The following is a 17413-nucleotide window of genomic DNA, read 5'->3' on the forward strand; positions in this document are numbered from 1 at the left end:
TGACACTAAAGTACACATCACCAGCCGGGAACACACCGCGGCCAACCCCCTCTCTCTGACTTCAAGGATTGCCATGCATACCTCACGCCTCGCTTCCGCCGCCGCCCTGATCGGCCGCATCGCCCTCGCCTCCCTGTTCCTGGTCAGCGGCTTCGGCAAACTGGCCGCTCCCGCCGCCACCAAGGCCTACATCATTTCCGCCGGTCTGCCCCTGCCTGACCTCTCCTATCTGGCTGCCGTCATGGTCGAGGTCGGTTTCGGCATCGCCTTGGTACTGGGCTTCAAAACCCGCCCTGTCGCTGCCGTCATGGCCTTGTTCACACTGGCTACCGCGCTGGCTTTCCACACCGATTTCAGTGATCAGAATCAGTTCATCAACTTCCTGAAGAATGTCTCGATCACCGGCGGCCTGCTGCAGGTGATGGCCTTCGGCGCCGGAGCCTGGAGCCTGGACGCCCTGCGCCGGTATCCGAGAGTCCGTACCTCGCTGGCCTGATCAGCGCGGATCATCGACAGGCGACAGCCGGCCCCCGGGCCGGCTGTCCGCGTTTGCGCCAGAAACCGGATCACCGGCCAAGCCGACGCATCACAGCCCTGCGTCCTGCCACCCTTTGTCAGTTCGGCGGGCAAACGCTAGACTCGCCGATCCGCCAGCCGTCCTCAAGCGACATGCCAGCCCCTGCCCCATCTATGACAGGAGCCTGCCATGCCCCCCATTTTCGCCCCTTCACGCCTTGTTCCCGGTCTTGCCCTTGTCCTCGGTCTGGCATGGGGCGGCAGTCTCTACGCCGGCCCGCCGAAATTCGATCCCATGCGCGCCCCCCTGCCGCAGACCGGACCGGCAGCGGTATCGGTTGCTGCCTCCAGTATCACCATCCTGCAGGTGGACAGCGACGAGGGTCGACATTACCGGTTATGGGTAGCTGCCATCGGCAAGCCACCTGCATCCGGCTATCCGATGATGATCCTTCTGGACGGCCACGCGGCCATCCAGACCTTGATTGACACCAGGGACTCCGCACCGCTTCCGGGGCCGATCTTGCTGGTGGCCGTGGGCACGCCCGGACCGGCCTATTTCGATGTCGAGCAGCGTGCCTATGATTACACTCCGGATCTGGCTGACGGTCAGCCGATCTTCGATCCGCGCGTGCCACAGCGGCGAGCAGGCGGTGCCGAGGCTTTCCTGGCCACCTTGCTGGGACCGGTACAGCAAGCTCTGTCATCACGCTGGCCGCTGGATCCGTTGCATCGGGGACTGTGGGGCCACTCCTATGGCGGTCTGTTCACGCTCTATACCCTTCTGCGCCACGGCGATGCCTTCCAGTTCTACGCACCGACCAGTCCGTCGCTGTGGTGGCACGCTCCCTTGCCGCAAAACCTGGCGGAGCGCTTTGATCGCCATCAACCCGGTGCCTCGGCCTGTGTCCGGCTCAGCAACGGCTCCGCCGAAGGGCGGCCAGGTCACCACGGATCCCGCCCCGATGCCGTAGCCCCTGACCAGCCATCGCCACCACTCTTCAGTGCCGCGGACCTGGTCCAGCAGCTGGAACCCGTCTTCGGCCAGCGCCTGCAGTGGCAGACCTACTCCGGCCTGAGTCACGGCGAAACCTTCCCGGCCTCGCTTGGACCGGCGATCCGCAGCTTCAGCGCATGGAGTCATGGCGCAGCATCTTGCGGATTTGACGCCCTCAAACGATAATGCGTCTCGTTATCATATAACCCACTATCCCGTGGCGGCCATCGTCCCGCCAACGGCAAGGACTACCCATGACTTCCCTACCGCCTTCTGCCGGCGCCATGCCCCGTCTATCGACACTCAGCCTGCTCCTGAGCCTGCTGCTGCCGCAAGCTCTGTTGGCGACAGCTTCGCAGACGACTCCTGCGAGCGGGGTGCACGATATCCCCGGCGCCACTCCCGCCAAAGCCGGGGCCAGACAGCTGGAGTCCGTCACCGTCAATGCCTACCGCCCGGCCGACAGCGCCGTCGGCGCCACCAAGAGCACCACGCCGCCTCTGGAGACCCCTCAATCGATTTCGGTCGTCACGCGAGCGGAAATGGATGCCCGCGGAGTGCAAAGCGTCAACGAGGCGGTTCGCTATATCGCGGGCGTGCAATCGGAAGCCAGCGGCATCGACAGCCGGGTCGACGATTATTCGGTCCGCGGTTTCGCGGTCGGCAGCTTTACCAATGACATTACCCTCGATGGCATGAAGGCACCGGGCGGCAGCCAGTGGAACCGTCCCTCTTTTGATGCCTGGGGTCTGGAACGGGTCGAAGTGCTGAAAGGTCCTTCAGCCGTGCTGTACGGTCAGGTGGCCCCGGGCGGAATGGTCAACCAGGTCAGCAAGCTGCCGACCGAGCAACCCATCCATCTGGTCCAGCTTTCCGGCGGCAGCTTCTCGCAACGTGGCGTGGCCATCGACATGGGGAGCAAGGCCGCCCATGACAAACTGCTGTATCGAGTCGTAGGCATGTATCGTGACGGCAACGCCCAGATCGGCCACACCCGGCTCAAGCGCTACATGATCGCTCCCAGTCTGACCTGGAAGATCAATGACGATACCCGGTTGACCCTGCTCAGTCAGTTTCAGCGCGATCAGGGTGGCGCCACCTTCCAGTTCCTGCCGATGACCGGCACGCTCAAGCCCGGTGCCCAGGGATATATGCGCAACACCACCTTTATCGGTGAGCCAGGCTGGAACACCTACAACCGCACCCAGTACAGTGCCGGCTGGATGTTCGAGCATCGTTTCAGTGATCACTGGAAACTGCAGCAGAGTCTGCGTTACACCTATGTGTCCTCGCTCTATCGCAGCGTCGTGACCAGCGGTGCCCTCGCCGCCGATGGACGAACCCAGAATCGGCGTGCGGTACAAGGCGAGGGAACGTCATCGGGCTATACGGCCGATACCCGCTTGAGCGGTCTGTTCCACACCGGCCAGGTCCGCCATGAGGTTCTGGTCGGCATCGACTGGCAGAACACCCACTGGACCGGCTTGCGGCAACTGGCCTCGAAAGCGCCCTCGTCGATTGACATCTACGCGCCCATCTACGGCGGTACCGGCTTTGCCTCTTCGCTGAAGCCTCAGGTATCCACCCGCGAAACCGACCAGCAGCTGGGCTTCTATGCCCAGGATCAGCTTGCACTCGGTCACTGGCGGCTGACCCTGGGGACCCGCTACGACTGGGCGACGACGGATGCGCTGAATCGGCTGAAGCATCTCGAGACCCCCATCCAGACCCACGCTCTGACCAACCGTGGCGGGCTGCTTTATCTGTTCGACAGCGGCTTCGCTCCCTATATCAGCTTTGCCCAGTCGTTCCAGCCGCCGACCAACGGCGCGGGCCAAAGCTATGAGGGCCGCATGTTCAAGGCCGTGACCGGAAGCCAGTACGAGGCCGGCGTCAAATATCAGCCCCAATCCATCGATGGCATGATCACCGCCGCCGTCTATGATCTGCGCCAACGCAATATTCTGGGTACGGACCCCGATGCCAGCCATGTCTGCGGCACCGGCACCTGCATGATCCAGGATGGCGAGGGCAGGATCCGGGGCATCGAACTGGAAGGCCGGCTGACTCCCGCCGATGGCTGGAGCATGATCGGTACCTGGACTCGCATGCAGTCCGTGCTGCTGAAGAGCAGTTATGGCAACCAAGGCAACGGCCTGCCTCAGGTACCGCGTGAAATGGCCTCGGCCTGGAGCGACTACACTTTCCAGCACGGTTGGCTGGAAGGCTTTGCGGTCGCCGGTGGCGTCCGCTACATCTCCGAAACCTGGGGCGACAGCGCCAACAAGATCCGGGTGCCCGCCTATACCTTGTTCGATGCCTCGCTGCGTCTGGATCTGGCGCGGTTCGGCTGGCGCGGCGCGCGGCTGGCAGTCAATGGCAGCAATCTGGCCAACAAGCGCTATGTCGCCACCTGTGGCAGCGTGGCCAGCTGCTACTACGGCAGCGGCCGAAACCTCATGGCTACCCTGCGCTATCAATGGTGAAGGCCGGCAGGCTCCATGCCATGCCGGAGCCTGTCAGCTGCACGCGCCCCACGCTGTCCGCCTCGCTCCCCATTGGCGGCTGCATCTCTGCGCATGCAGCTCCGGTTCGTCGCCAAAGGCTGGTCGGACGACAAGCGCACCGCCTCCGCTGATAACGTCACACGATATGGTCTGACCGCCATTTTCATGGGCATATGCGAACCACCGCAAACCGCGATGACGGCAGCTTCTCGTCCGGAGCTTCCCGATGCGCCGCCGCATCCACGCGATGCATTTATCTCGTCACCATGTCAGGTGTCGTTATCCGCCAGCGCCCGGACCTAGCCCTCTCGCTCATCTTCCAGACCGGTCCGGGCCATCCTTCCGGCACGACGTGCCTGTGCCGGGTCCTGCATCCCCCCTACCACGGCACTCCATGGCTCACCTGCTGCGCTCGGCCACGACGACCATCGTCCCGACCTCCCTTCGTCAACATCCGTCCGCGCCATGCGCTGGCCATCAGTGGCCGGCCCACCGTAAGAAGACCTAACGAGTGGACGTTTGCGCTTCAGCATCCATCCGCCAGCTGGCCAGGGCATGGCCATATCCGCCTTCGTCCTTTATGGTGGACCCGCGCAGGCAGGCCTCTCCGCCCCCAGATCCTCGGCCGACACGACGCTGATCACCGGAGACCTTGCACCGGGCGCGATTGCTTCTTGCTTTGCAAGATTTCCAGGAGGCTCATGCACGCGACAACGCCCACGCCAACGAATCACAATTGAACTGTATCGGACCGATGGCCGACTGTTGCACCGGAGCTGCCCGCCATACCGTGACGGGTGACCATCTCCCCCGGTTTTCGCCAAGGCCGGTTCGGCCCAGTTGGCCAGGCCAGCGCTCCAAGGGCCGCGGCGGCGGGGTTCGCAACGCCCGTGGCCTGCACGCGCTCGTTCGATGCCATTCCCCGGATACAGCGGCCCCGCACTGTCCGGATGCCATATCGGCAGCAGACTACCCAGATTCAAGATAATGGATTCAAAACTGAACACCCCACGCACCACCTCGTCCACTTCAGTCGCCCGACCGGCCCACCCAGGTATGCTTGCCTTCGCGCTGGCTCTGGGCGCCTTCACCATCGGCACGGCCGAGTTCGCGGCGATGCCCTTGCTGCCACTGGTATCCAAGGCCTTCAATATCAGTGCGCCCTATGCCGGACACATGATCAGCGCCTATGCACTGGGCGTCGTCGTCGGTGCACCGCTGATCATGTTGACCACGGTCAACATGCGTCGACGCAGCTTGCTGATCGGGCTGAGCCTGTTCGTGGCCATCACCAATATCGCCAGTGCCCTGGTGCCGGACTTCCACTGGCTGCTGCTGACCCGGTTCCTCAGCGGCCTGCCGCACGGTGCCTTCATGGGCAGCGCCGCGGTACTGGCCTCCTCCACCGCGCCGCCCGGCAAACGCGCCTCCGCCGTGGCACGGGTGTTTCTGGGGCTGACCATCGCCACCATCATCGGGGTGCCGGCAGCCACCGGTCTCAGCCAGATCCTGGGCTGGCAGGCGAGCATGCTGATCGTGGCCGGCCTGGGGCTGGCCACGGCCGTCTGCATCGCCCGCTACGCGCCCCGTACCCCGGTGCCGCCAGGTGGCGGCCCCTTGAAGGAATTGAAGTCACTGGCCAACCGGGCCGTGTGGCTGACCCTGGGCGTATGCATGATCGGTTTCGGCGGACTGTTCTGCATATACACCTATCTGGCCGACACCTTGCTGCGGGTCACTCATACCTCGCCGCACTGGATTCCGCTGATCATGATGGTCTTCGGCGTGGGTACCACTATAGGCAATCTGGTCGGCGGGGCACTGGCCGACCGCTCTCCCGCCCGCGCCGCCGCAGGCATGCTGATTTTCAGCACCCTGGTACTGCTGATCTATCCTTCGACCACACCCCATCTCGCACTGCTGACCCCGACGGTATTCCTGGTCGGTGCAGGCATCGGACTGTCTGCCGTGCTGCAGACATGGCTGACCCAGATGGCACCTCAAGGCCAGGCTGCCGTCAGCGCCCTGCTGCAATGCGCCTTCAACCTGGCCAATGCCATCGGCCCTTGGGTCGGTGGTCTGGCGATTGCCGCCGGCTACGGATTCGCCTCCACCGGCTACGTCGCCGCTGCGCTGTCGTTTGGCGGCTTGCTGCTGTGGGTGCTGGCCTATCGCGCGGATGCACCCCAGGAGACGGTGGTCCAGTCCCGCTGAAGCAGCCATCTGCCTGCCGATGTGTTCACATCGACATGTACCTTGCACCCCGTTCAGACACACGTCGTGACTTATGGCACTGAGATTGCCTGCCGATAGCGCCAAGATAGGGGGCTGTCCCTCTCGCCGCTCCGGAGCAGGTCCGTAGCCGGCGAGAGGGGCATTCTTTCCACTTGAAGGACACAACATGAAACCTGGTGTATTGCCGCTGGCACTCGGACTGGCACTGGCCGCCGTCACAGGCTCGGGCTGGGCCGCCGAAAACCATGACGCACCCAAGAAGGCCGAGGCAAATTCGCCGATACCGGCTGAACGGAATGTCGCTACCCGCCATGTGCTGCATATCGATGGCGGCAGCCTGCATTACACCGCCCACGCCGGTACCCTGCTGATCCATGACGACAAGGGCAAAGCCATCGGCAGCATGTTCTACGTGGCCTATACCAAGGACGGCATCAAGGACAAGAGCAAGCGACCGGTGACCTTCCTCTACAACGGCGGCCCCGGCTCGGCCAGCCTGTGGATGCATATGGGCTCCTTCGGTCCGAAGCGGGTACTGACCACCAATGCCGGCGCCACCCCGCCGCCGCCTTACCAGCTGGTCGACAATCCGGACAGCCTGCTGGACGTGACCGACCTGGTCTTTATCGATGCGATGGGCACCGGCTTCTCGACTCCGGTCGGCAGCGGCACCGACAAGGACTTCTGGGGCGTGGATCAGGATGCCACCGCTTTCGACAAGTTCATTACCCGTTATGTCACGGTCAACCAGCGCTGGAACTCGCCCAAGTTCCTGTATGGCGAATCCTATGGCACCACCCGCTCGGCGGCCCTGGTCGACAAGCTGCAAAATGACGGCATGGCCTTCAATGGCGTCATCCTGATGTCTTCCATCCTCAATTACGGCGAATTGCTGCCCGGGATGGATCGCGAGTCGATCGGCAACCTGCCCTCGTATGCCGCCATTGCGGCCTATCACCACAAGATCGCGCTGCCTGCCGGTGGCCTGCCGGAGCTGCTGAACCAGGCACGCGCCTTTGCCGACACCGAATACACCGAGGCGCTGGCCAAGGGCGATACCCTGCCCGCCGCGCAGAAAGCAGCCATCGCGGCAAAACTCAGTGCCCTGACCGGCCTCAGCACGACCTGGCTGCTGGAAGCCAACCTGCGCATCGATCCTTCGCGCTTCCAGAAAGAACTGCTGCGCGACCGCCGACTGACCATCGGCCGCTACGATGCCCGCTTCACCGGCATCGACTCCGACGCGGCTGGCGAAACCACCGAGACGGATCCCTCCGATACCGGCATGTCCGGCGCCTTCACTGCCGCATTCAACCAGTACCTGACCACCGACCTGAACTATCACAGCGACCGCAGCTACCTGACGATGAGCAACGCCATCGAGTCATGGGACTGGAAGCACCGTGCGGCAGGCAACGGCTGGAAAGTCCCGATGCCTTATGTCGTGAGCGATCTGGGCGAAGCCATGCGTTCGAATCCGCACCTGCATGTGCTCTCGGCCAACGGCTGGTACGACCTGGCCACGCCGTTCCATGCCACCGAATATGACCTGGCGCATCTCGGCCTGGAGCCCTCGCAAATGGGGCAGTTGCAGTACACCTATTATCCCTCCGGCCACATGATCTATCTCAACCCCCAGGCCCTGCATCAGCTGAAGCATGACCTCGTCGGTTTCTACCATCAGGCAGCACCGACGGCCAGCAAGCCCTGAGGCATGCCCCGGGCGGGCTGCATGCCGCCCGCCTGGCGAATTCGACAGGGCGCCCGCAACAGGCGCCCTGTCGCCAAACAACCCGACCCTGACCAAACCGTACGGCCGGCCGATGCAAACGGCCCCCCATGGCCTCGCCAGTCCTGTCTTTGCATCGACACACGACGCTTGAGGCCCTGCCGTTCAGGGGCTTGCCGCTCCCGTACCCGTGACTGAATGCAGTCCGACATACCCGTCATCGGCTGCTGCAAAGCAGCACGATGGCTTGCTACCATGCGCATGTTTTCACCTGCCCACTCCTGCGGCCGCCCGCCAGCGAGCCTCCCGCCAGACCATCCGATCATGCCCATCGCTCCCGCCGATTCCAGCCGTACCGCCTGGCTGCGCGTCGCCATGCTTGCGCTCGCCGCCTTCATTTTCAATACCACCGAATACGCGCCGGTCGGTCTGCTGACCGATATCAGCACCAGTTTCGGCATGCAGGTCGGCAAGGTCGGTCTGATGCTGACCATCTATGCCTGGGTGGTCGCCTTGATGTCGTTGCCGGCGATGCTGCTGACCCGTTCTGTGGAACGCCGCAAACTGCTGCGCTGGATTTTCATGCTGTTTATCGGCAGTCACCTGCTGTCGGCCATTGCCTGGAATTACCCGGCGCTGCTGGTCAGCCGCATCGGCATTGCACTGGCCCACTCGGCCTTCTGGTCGATCACCGCCGCTCTGGTGGTGCGAGTCGCGCCGGCCGACAAGAAGCAGCAGGCCCTGGCCCTGCTGGCCACCGGTACCGTGCTGGCCATGGTGCTGGGTGTGCCGCTGGGTCGGGTGGTCGGCAATGCCTTCGGCTGGCGCATCACCTTCAGCCTGATTGCCACCGCGGCGGCATTGACGCTGCACAAGCTGATGCAGATCCTGCCCGAACTGCCGAGCCGGAATACCGGCTCCCTGCAGAACCTGCCGATTCTGCTGCGTCGTCCGGCATTGGTCCTGTTGCTGCTGCTGACGGTGCTGGTCATCACCGCCCATTTCACCGCCTACAGCTATATCGAACCGTTCTCCGGCAAAATCGCCGGTCTGGGCAGCCTTCAGACGACCTTGGTCCTGCTGGTGTTCGGCGGTTCCGGCATCATCGGTTCATGGCTTTTCAGCCTGTTCAACAGCCGTTTTCCGGAAGCGCTGATGATCGCGACCCTGCTGGCCATGCTGCTGAGCCTGCTGCTGATGCCCTTTATGCTGGATCAGACCGCCATGCTGGTGCTGGTAGTGATCTGGGGAGCGGCCATCATGAGCTTCGGCCTGCTGATGCAGTCGCGCATCCTGGAACTGGCCAGTGATGCCACCGATGTATCCATGGCCTTGTATTCGGGACTCTACAACGTCGGCATCGGCGGCGGCGCGCTGCTGGGCGGGCTGCTGGTGCAGCAGCACCAACTGCGCTGGATCGGTCTGTGGGGAGGCAGCCTGTGCGCGCTGGCGGTCGCCATGTATCTGGCGCTCAGCCGACGCCACGCGGCCAGCTGAGGCGGCCCCGCCACAGACCAAAGCCTTGGTGGAGTCACGCTCATGCCGCGACCCCACCATCGATTCAACCAGCCAGCGCCTGCGCCGCCAGAGTTTCGCAGATCATCTGCCCCTGAAAGAAGATCCGATGCCGCCCCGCCTCCTTGGCGGCATACAACTGCACGTCGGCAGCCACCAATGCCGAGGCGGAACTTGTCTCGCCGGGCATCCACACAGCGCCTACGCTGAGCGAAACCGGCAGCGTACTACGCGCCAGACGGTCAGCGAAGCCTTGCAGCACCGTGGCCTGGTCTTTGGCCTCGGCGGAATCCAGCAGTACCGCAAACTCCTCGCCGCCCAGTCGGGCACTGGCCATGATCTCGTCCCCCGGGCGGATGGCCTCGGCAATACGCACCAGCGCCTGATCCCCCACACTGTGTCCCCAACGGTCATTGATCCGCTTGAAATGATCCGCATCGAGCAGCAAGAGCAGCAGCGACGGCCTGCCTTCCGCAACGACCTCATCCAGACGGGCAATGAAACGGCGCCGGTTTTCCAGTCCGGTCAGCGCATCTGTTTCAGCCAGCAGCCTGAAATCGTCCCGGGCCTTCATCAGACGCAAGCTGCCCACGATATACGACCGGTTCATCAGCGTGCCGAACCCCGTCACCGCCAGCACATAGATCAGAATGAAGCTCAGCCCGGTCTGCTCGGGCAAGGTCGAGGGCAGCGCCAGAAAGACCAGCCATATCCCGGCTACCGCCGCGCCGTAATCCAGGCCTCGGGTCATGAACAGCGACGACACCAGCACCATGCCCCCCGCACATGGCAGCAGCCACAAGATGCCGGCGCCTCCCATGTAATGAAACTCCGCCCGCAGCGCCAGGGCCAGCAGCAACATGTACAGCACGGAACATGCTCGCCAGGATGGCGATGAAGTCGTCCGGACCGGCTGGACCAGAATCGCGATCATCAGACCGGCAACGGCAAGCAGGGTCAAAGGATGCTGCTGCGGCCTGAAATGGCTGGAGACCAGCATGACCATGAGGACAAGCAGCAGACCCAGGCATTGGTTGATGAACTTCTTCCGCCGGGTGTCCTTGTCGAACTCCAGCCAGCGCTCCACTGTGCTCATGCCACCGCCTCAAGCCATTGCCGAATCCGCATCCCTTCGAAGGCGTTCATGATGCGAGCCGCTGACTTGCGGAACATACACCGGCCATGGCCGGTAAACCCGTTCCGCAAGCCGACAGGCACGCTTCAAGCATGAAGCCCCAAAGGATCCTGTCTGCACATGACCACCCTACCCCACAATGTCACGGACACCAAGACCATCCTGCTTTCCGCCATATCCGCTCCCGCGCATCTCGCGCCGACATATCGGTTGCCACATCCTTGACCGCAAATGTCGGGTCCACCCGGCATGGGTTCCGGCCGCCTGGAATCCAGTCCATACCGGAAGTGCGATGCCGGGATCACGTCCGCTGCAGAAATGGCCCGGACCGTTACAATGGCCAATTGCCCGCAACCGAACCGACGCGGGAACCCTTTGCCCCGCCTCACGCGGCCACCACTACCTGAATGTATATTGCCGATTGATGGACATCTCCCCCGCCAGCACCGCTGACAAAGCCCACACCCCGATGATGCGCCAGTATCTGGCCAACAAGGCGGCGCACCCCGATGTGCTGCTGTTTTTCCGTATGGGCGATTTCTACGAGCTGTTCTATGACGACGCCCGCAAGGCGGCACGGCTGCTCGACATCACCTTGACCACGCGCGGCCAGTCCGCCGGCGAGCCGATTCCGATGGCCGGCGTGCCGTATCACGCGGTGGAAAACTATCTGGCCCGGCTGGTCAAGCTGGGCGAATCGGTGGCGATCTGCGAGCAGATGGGTGATCCAGCCCTGTCCAAGGGGCCGGTCGAACGCAAGGTGGTCCGCATCGTCACCCCGGGTACGGTCACCGATGCCGCCCTGCTGGAAGAGCGGCGTGACAATCTGCTGTTGTCCATTGCCGCCGGGCAGGGCGGTGCCTTCGGCCTGGCCTGGGTGGATCTGGCCAGCGGGCGCTTCGTGCTTGGCGAGGTACCCAGTGCCGAAGCCCTGGCCGCCGAGCTGGCCCGCCTGCAGCCGGCCGAAACCCTGATCGGTGACGACCAGTCCTGGCCAGCCGTGGTGACCCGTTTGCCGGGTCTGCGCCGGCGGCCCCCCTGGCATTACGAATCCGATGCGGCTCGGCGCGAGCTGAACCGCTTTTTCGGCACCCGCGACCTGGACGGTTTCGGTGTCGATGGCATGACCTTGGCCATTTCAGCGGCTGGCGCCCTGCTGGGTTATGTCGAGGAAACCCAGAAGAGCGCGCTGCCCCATCTGACTGGCATGTCGGTGGAAAGCCAGGCCGATACCGTGGCGCTGGATGCCGCCACACGTCGAAATCTGGAACTGGACACCCACCCGACCGGCCGCACCGAATACACCTTGCTGGGTGTCCTGGACGAGACGGTGACACCAATGGGCGCGCGTCTGCTGCGGCGTTGGCTGAACCGTCCGCTGCGCAGCCGCGCCGTGCTGAAGGCACGTCAGCAAGCCATCGCCGCCCTGCTGAACGGGCGCGAATACGAAGGACTACGCGAGCAGTTGCGCGCCATCGGCGATCTGGAGCGGATCCTGGCTCGTGTCGCGCTGCGTTCGGCCCGGCCCCGCGATCTGGCGACCCTGCGCGACGGCCTGGCCGCCGCCCCTGCACTGCGCCAGCAGTTGCAGGCACTGGATGCCCCCTTGCTGCACCAGCTGGTGGAACGCATCGGCGACCATGCAGAAACGGCTGCCGAACTGGCCCGCGCGATCCTGCCGCAGCCACCGCAACTGCTGCGCGACGGTGGCGTCATCGCCGAAGGCTATGACAGCGAACTGGACGAACTGCGTAGACTGTCCACCCATGCCGACCAGTATCTGGTCGAACTGGAAGAGCGCGAAAAGGCCGCCAGCGGACTCAGCACCCTGAAGGTCGGCTACAACCGGGTGCATGGCTATTACATCGAGATCAGCAAGAGCCAGTCGGAGAAAGCACCGACCCACTACACCCGCCGGCAGACCACCAAGAATGCCGAGCGCTATATCACCGAGGAGCTGAAAGGCTTCGAAGACAAGGTGCTGTCGGCCAAGGAACGTTCGCTGATGCGCGAACGTGCCTTGTACGAAGCCCTGCTGGAAACTCTGGTGGCCGGACTGGAGCCGCTGAAGTCGGCGGCTTCGGCCATCGCCGAGCTGGACGTGCTGGCCGATCTGGCCGAGCGCGCTGACCAGCTGAACTGGGCAGCCCCCGAGCTCGTCGAGGAGGCCGGCATCCGCATCGAGCGCGGGCGCCATCCGGTCGTGGAAAAAGTCCGTGACGAGCCCTTCGAGCCGAACGACCTGATGCTGGATCGCGAAACGCGCATGCTGGTGATCACCGGTCCCAATATGGGCGGCAAATCGACGTATATGCGCCAGAATGCCTTGATCACGCTGCTGGCTCATATCGGCAGCTACGTACCGGCCGACAAGGCGGTGATCGGGCCGGTGGATCGCATTTTCACCCGTATCGGCGCAGGTGATGACTTGTCCCGTGGCCAGTCGACCTTCATGGTCGAGATGAGCGAGACGGCCAATATCCTGCACAATGCCACGGCCCACAGTCTGGTGCTGATGGACGAAGTCGGTCGTGGCACCAGTACGTATGACGGTCTGGCCCTGGCCAAGGCGGCGGCCGTCCATCTGGGACGGCACTCCTGCGCCTACACCTTGTTCGCCACCCATTATTTCGAACTGACCGAACTGGCGGCCCATTATCCGGCGATCGAGAACGTGCATCTGGACGCGGTGGAATATGGCGACCAGCTGATCTTCATGCATGCGGTCAAGCCCGGCCCGGCCAATCGCAGCTTCGGCCTGCAGGTAGCCGCCCTGGCCGGCCTGCCGCGATCGGTGATCGCCGATGCGCGCCGCACCCTGACCGAACTGGAACGCGGCCACAGCAAGCCGGCCAAGGACAGCCCGCAGCTGGGCCTGTTCGCCCAGACCCCGGCACCGGCCCCCTTGCCGCCGGAACCCTCGCCGGCCGAAGTCGCACTGGCCGATATCGACCCCGACCAGCTGACGCCGCGCCAGGCCCTGGAAGCCTTGTATCGGCTGAAGGATATGCTGCCCGCCAGCTGAAGCCTGCTGCCCCCGGCCGATTACGGTCCGGGGGCAGGTCTGCAACAGCCAGACCATAGGCGAAAAACGCTTCCCTCCGTCCATCCGCACTGAGTCCCCCCATCATGACGCCTCATCCGTTTCTCGAGATGTGACTTGGCGTCAACACCCCGATCCGGCTGGGCACCAAGCCTCGGGACGTGAGGAATCCACTGGGCCTCCCTGCACGCTGCGCTTGCTGATGCTTTGCCTGATTCTTCAGGAGCAAATCACTTCGCCTGCACTGTCGATACCGCTAATGTATCGAGGAGCCACCCGTGACTCATCCAGCTTGTTCGACAAAGCAGATTCCACCACCGTCGAACGCTGTATTTCATCAGGTGTCGACTTCTCAAGCAGCCCCTCTCGTCTTGGCGCCCACGCATATCAGGGACGACTTCTTTCAAGGCATGCATCGCCAGCCAACCGACGGCCAACCCGCCAGCTGCATCTTTCAAGAGATGGATGAATGAGCAAACGAACCCAGGAAGCCCAGCGCCGACGTATGACATCCGATTAAGAAAGGATGGCTCACCGTATTTACGGCCATTCCATCGCATACACCCGCGCCTGCATTCACTATGGAATCCATTTGCCATTCGGATGGCAAAAGCAGAGTTATGCGATGACACCTGACGGCGGGTTATGGTTCAGGCAGGCCATGTATGGGAATGACTTTTCATCGGCGAATGTACTGCTTCAAGACAGGCATGTCTTCATTCATGAAATGGGGCATGTGTGGCAACATCAGCATGGTCAATGGGTACGTTTGAGAGGTGCATTCAGTTGGGCTGCGGAATACACATATCAGCCAAATAAAAAGAGCTTGACCGATTATTCACTGGAACAGCAGGCCTCCATATGGGCTGACTTCTGGCTGCTCCAAGTCTATGGCATCGATACCTGGCGTTACCATCAGCAAGCTGGACGCATTGGAAAATACAGAGGAAATGACGATTCACAAAAAATCCTCGGCCTCTACCAACGCATCATCGACAATTCTCAGCATGGCCGCCATCAAGTTCTTCATCATTGCCGTGGCTATACTGCTCTGCATGGGCTGTCCTGGGCCGGGTGACCGCATGATTTCACGCGAGTCGACACCCATGATCATCAAGGATGGGCAGCCTTGCGTGCTATCTCCACTGAAACCCGGCGAGCAGATTACGGCTGTCCAAATATATAGTGATCAACAGACAATCTTGCATCGAATTTTTGATGCGCGCCCCATCCATGTGGACCAAGGTCTGTGCCTGCCTCTGTTTGATGCCGTCTTCGTACCTGGTCAACACTATTTGATCGCCTACGATGTTACATCGGACCTGACTCCACCCCGCCTGATCATCTCGTACTATCCATAATCACGTGCTCGACCAAGGCAATACAGTCACTCTCAGTGATGCTGCCATTGCCCGTCGATCATACCCATCGACCGCCAGAGCCGTGAGAGTCGCGGCCGCGGCGGCCTTCCCTCTGGCCCCAACCCCATCTGTCGTCAGCGCAACAGGTCCGTGATCGTGATACGCAGAACCGGCAACAGCTCGGCCTCGAACCACGGATTGCGTTTCAGCCAGCCGCTGTTGCGCCAGGACGGATGCGGCAAGGGGATGCAGGTCGGCCGGATATCGGCATCATCATGGATATCCCGCCAATGCCTGACCGTGTCATTGACACCTGGACGAGTCAGTGCCTTCGGAGCCTGCAGCCGTCGCAGATGCCAGCGCTGGGCATATCCGCCGACCAGCAGCAGCAATTTCACTTCGGGCATCGCCGCCAGCATCGACGCATGCCAGGTGCGCGCGCATTCCGGGCGTGGCGGCTTGTCACTGCCATGGTCGTCAAACCCCGGGAAACAGAATCCCATCGGCAGAATGGCCATGCGACTGGCATCATAGAAGGCCATTTCATCGATGCCCATCCATTGACGCAGTCGCTGGCCGGATGGATCGGAAAACGGGATACCGCTGTGATGAGCCCGGATGCCGGGAGCTTGTCCGGCAATGCAGATCCGCGCCGTGGCCGAAACCTGGAACACCGGCCGCGGCGCATGATCCAGCGGCCGGCCATGATCCGGATGCTCGACGCAGAGACGGCAGCGACGGGCCTTGTCGGCCAGCAGGTCCAAAGCCGTTCCGGAAGGCACTCGATGCTGATCGGTGGAGGGCGGCTCGGTCATATCGGTGATCAGGATAGCCGGTCACCCGTGGCGGCGTCAGCCGTCCTCCGCGGTCTGTCGATCGCCGCCGTCGCCAGGCAGGCCGATATGCGCTGTCTGCAGCAAGAGGTGCGTTTCTCCGCACCGCCAGCTGCCGCGCACGGAACCCTGCGTGTGGCATCGCGGTGAACCAGCCGCAGGCCGGCGCACCGCGACCAGGCGGTCAGCCCGCCTGCAGCTGCTGCAGAGCCTGGCGAATGCCGAACTCGATTCCAGACAGCGCCTCGACATCCTTGACCAGCGCGCTGCGGGCCAGTTCCTCGCCCGCCAGTTTCAACTGCACATGGTCACCACCATTCACCAGCTCGACGGCCGCCGAGGGATCACGCAAGGCGGCCTGGGCCTGGCCAGCCTGTTTGGGATCGGCAAACGGGATGGACAGCATCAGTTCGCGACCATCGGCCGCAAACAGGCGGAACCGGAACTGGCCCATGTCGTCGCGGAAACTGGCCAGCCGCGCTGACTTGTCTCCCTTGGGCTTGGCCACCGGCTTGGCGGCAGCGGCATCGACTTTGCCCAGGCCGATGGCCTCGCGCAACTGCGCCAGCTTGGGCACGGCCAGCGCGCGGGCCTTGCGGGCACCTTCCTGCAGAATCTCTTCCATCCGTGCCGGGTTGGCCAGCAGGTCCTGATAGGCATCGCGCATCGGGCCGATTTCGGCCTCGATACGGGCAAACAGCTGGGTCTTGGCCTCGCCCCAACCCAGGCCCTGTTCCAGCTCATGCCGGAAAGCGGCATATTGCGCGTCACTGGCAAAGCTGCGGTAGATCGTGGTCAGCGAACTGCTGTCCGGATCCTTGGCTTCGCCCGGCCCGCGCGAGTCGGTGACGATGCGCGAGATCGAATCCTTCAGCTTGCGGCTGCCACCCTCGAACAGCGGAATGGTGTTGTCATAGCTCTTGGACATCTTGCGCCCGTCCAGCCCGGGAAGAATCGCCGACGTCTCTTCGATCAGGGCTTCGGGCTGGACGAAGAAATCACCGTTGTAGCGATGATTGAAGCGCTGGGCAATATCGCGGGCCATTTCGATATGCTGGATCTGGTCACGCCCCACCGGTACCAGCTGGGCATCGAAGGCCAGGATATCGGCCGCCATCAGCACCGGGTACATGTACAGGCCGGCGGTGATGCCTGCATCAGGATCTTCGCCGATGGCCGTGTTCTGATCGACCGAGGCCTTGTAGGCATGGGCACGGTTCAACAGGCCCTTGGCCGTGACACAGGTCAGTATCCAGCTCAGTTCGGGAATTTCCGGCACGTCGGACTGACGGTAGAAGGTCACCTTTTCATGGTCCAGGCCCGCCGCCAGCCAGGTCGCGGTCAATGCCTGCCGCGATTCGGCTACGCGCCGCGGATCACCGGCCTTGATTAGGGCATGGTAGTCGGCCATGAAATAGAAGGCGTCCACACCGGCCTCGCGGCTGGCCGCGATGGCCGGCCGGATCGCCCCGACATAATTGCCGAGGTGGGGGATGCCGGAGGTGGTGATGCCTGTCAGTACGCGCTTTGCCATGGTTCTGC

General features: G+C 63.0%; 12 protein-coding genes. 9 read left to right on the forward strand and 3 right to left on the reverse strand.

Going from position 1 to position 17413, the window contains the following annotated elements; all coding sequences use genetic code 11:
* Positions 1–73: 73 nt before the first annotated feature.
* The 6 genes from FRAAU_RS11785 to FRAAU_RS11810 all read left to right on the forward strand — a co-directional run bounded on the left by FRAAU_RS11785 (position 74) and on the right by FRAAU_RS11810 (position 9481).
* Positions 74–496 carry a DoxX family protein gene (locus FRAAU_RS11785; RefSeq protein ID WP_014403750.1) on the forward strand — a complete coding sequence of 141 codons (423 nt, stop codon included), beginning with the start codon at positions 74–76 and terminating at the stop codon, positions 494–496.
* 210 nt (positions 497–706) lie between these two features.
* The gene (locus FRAAU_RS11790; RefSeq protein ID WP_014403751.1) at positions 707–1699 is read left to right on the forward strand and encodes an alpha/beta hydrolase; all 993 of its coding nucleotides are present in this window, start codon (positions 707–709) and stop codon (positions 1697–1699) included.
* Between the two features lie 68 nt (positions 1700–1767).
* Positions 1768–3999, forward strand: coding sequence for a TonB-dependent siderophore receptor (locus FRAAU_RS11795; RefSeq protein WP_014403752.1), 2232 nt, complete (start codon positions 1768–1770; stop codon positions 3997–3999).
* Between the two features lie 1008 nt (positions 4000–5007).
* Positions 5008–6234, forward strand: a complete 1227-nt coding sequence (locus tag FRAAU_RS11800) for an MFS transporter (protein WP_174269761.1) — start codon at positions 5008–5010, stop codon at positions 6232–6234.
* A 187-nt stretch (positions 6235–6421) separates the two neighbouring features.
* Complete coding sequence (locus FRAAU_RS11805) at positions 6422–7966, forward strand: S10 family peptidase (protein ID WP_014403755.1); 1545 nt, start codon at positions 6422–6424, stop codon at positions 7964–7966.
* Positions 7967–8308: 342 nt separating this feature from the next.
* The gene (locus FRAAU_RS11810) at positions 8309–9481 is read left to right on the forward strand and encodes a sugar transporter (RefSeq protein WP_014403756.1); all 1173 of its coding nucleotides are present in this window, start codon (positions 8309–8311) and stop codon (positions 9479–9481) included.
* 64 nt (positions 9482–9545) lie between these two features.
* On the opposite strand, the gene FRAAU_RS11815 is transcribed toward FRAAU_RS11810, so the two are convergent.
* Positions 9546–10595: a GGDEF domain-containing protein gene (locus tag FRAAU_RS11815; protein ID WP_014403757.1), complete on the reverse strand. Its 1050-nt coding sequence runs from the start codon at positions 10593–10595 to the stop codon at positions 9546–9548.
* Positions 10596–11058: 463 nt separating this feature from the next.
* Between FRAAU_RS11815 and mutS the strand changes: the two genes are divergently transcribed.
* The 3 genes from mutS to FRAAU_RS17900 all read left to right on the forward strand — a co-directional run bounded on the left by mutS (position 11059) and on the right by FRAAU_RS17900 (position 15038).
* On the forward strand, positions 11059–13659 hold the full coding sequence (mutS, locus tag FRAAU_RS11820; RefSeq protein WP_245546357.1) for a DNA mismatch repair protein MutS: 2601 nt from the start codon (positions 11059–11061) through the stop codon (positions 13657–13659).
* Between the two features lie 544 nt (positions 13660–14203).
* On the forward strand, positions 14204–14755 hold the full coding sequence (locus FRAAU_RS16980) for a hypothetical protein (protein ID WP_217176224.1): 552 nt from the start codon (positions 14204–14206) through the stop codon (positions 14753–14755).
* Positions 14685–15038 (forward strand): putative T6SS immunity periplasmic lipoprotein, encoded by a 354-nt coding sequence (locus FRAAU_RS17900; RefSeq protein WP_014403759.1) that lies wholly within the window; start codon positions 14685–14687, stop codon positions 15036–15038. The genes FRAAU_RS16980 and FRAAU_RS17900 overlap by 71 nt, the downstream gene beginning before the upstream one ends.
* Positions 15039–15172: 134 nt before the next feature.
* Here FRAAU_RS17900 and FRAAU_RS11830 read toward each other — a convergent pair whose 3' ends face one another.
* Both FRAAU_RS11830 and FRAAU_RS11835 read right to left on the reverse strand, forming a co-directional pair.
* A complete protein-coding gene (locus tag FRAAU_RS11830; protein ID WP_014403760.1) occupies positions 15173–15853 on the reverse strand; it encodes a uracil-DNA glycosylase family protein in 681 nt (226 codons plus the stop codon).
* Positions 15854–16055: 202 nt separating this feature from the next.
* On the reverse strand, positions 16056–17405 hold the full coding sequence (locus FRAAU_RS11835) for a tryptophan--tRNA ligase (RefSeq protein WP_014403761.1): 1350 nt from the start codon (positions 17403–17405) through the stop codon (positions 16056–16058).
* Positions 17406–17413: the final 8 nt, after the last annotated feature.

It is taken from the genome of Frateuria aurantia DSM 6220, assembly GCF_000242255.2.
GTDB lineage: Bacteria > Pseudomonadota > Gammaproteobacteria > Xanthomonadales > Rhodanobacteraceae > Frateuria > Frateuria aurantia.

Coding starts and splice junctions, on each gene's coding strand:
- FRAAU_RS11785 (WP_014403750.1), top strand. CDS start 74: ATGCATACCTCACGCCTCGCTTCCGCCGCCGCCCTGATCGGCCGCATC.
- FRAAU_RS11790 (WP_014403751.1), top strand. CDS start 707: ATGCCCCCCATTTTCGCCCCTTCACGCCTTGTTCCCGGTCTTGCCCTT.
- FRAAU_RS11795 (WP_014403752.1), top strand. CDS start 1,768: ATGACTTCCCTACCGCCTTCTGCCGGCGCCATGCCCCGTCTATCGACA.
- FRAAU_RS11800 (WP_174269761.1), top strand. CDS start 5,008: ATGGATTCAAAACTGAACACCCCACGCACCACCTCGTCCACTTCAGTC.
- FRAAU_RS11805 (WP_014403755.1), top strand. CDS start 6,422: ATGAAACCTGGTGTATTGCCGCTGGCACTCGGACTGGCACTGGCCGCC.
- FRAAU_RS11810 (WP_014403756.1), top strand. CDS start 8,309: ATGCCCATCGCTCCCGCCGATTCCAGCCGTACCGCCTGGCTGCGCGTC.
- FRAAU_RS11815 (WP_014403757.1), bottom strand. CDS start 10,595: ATGAGCACAGTGGAGCGCTGGCTGGAGTTCGACAAGGACACCCGGCGG.
- mutS (WP_245546357.1), top strand. CDS start 11,059: ATGGACATCTCCCCCGCCAGCACCGCTGACAAAGCCCACACCCCGATG.
- FRAAU_RS16980 (WP_217176224.1), top strand. CDS start 14,204: ATGGCTCACCGTATTTACGGCCATTCCATCGCATACACCCGCGCCTGC.
- FRAAU_RS17900 (WP_014403759.1), top strand. CDS start 14,685: ATGGCCGCCATCAAGTTCTTCATCATTGCCGTGGCTATACTGCTCTGC.
- FRAAU_RS11830 (WP_014403760.1), bottom strand. CDS start 15,853: ATGACCGAGCCGCCCTCCACCGATCAGCATCGAGTGCCTTCCGGAACG.
- FRAAU_RS11835 (WP_014403761.1), bottom strand. CDS start 17,405: ATGGCAAAGCGCGTACTGACAGGCATCACCACCTCCGGCATCCCCCAC.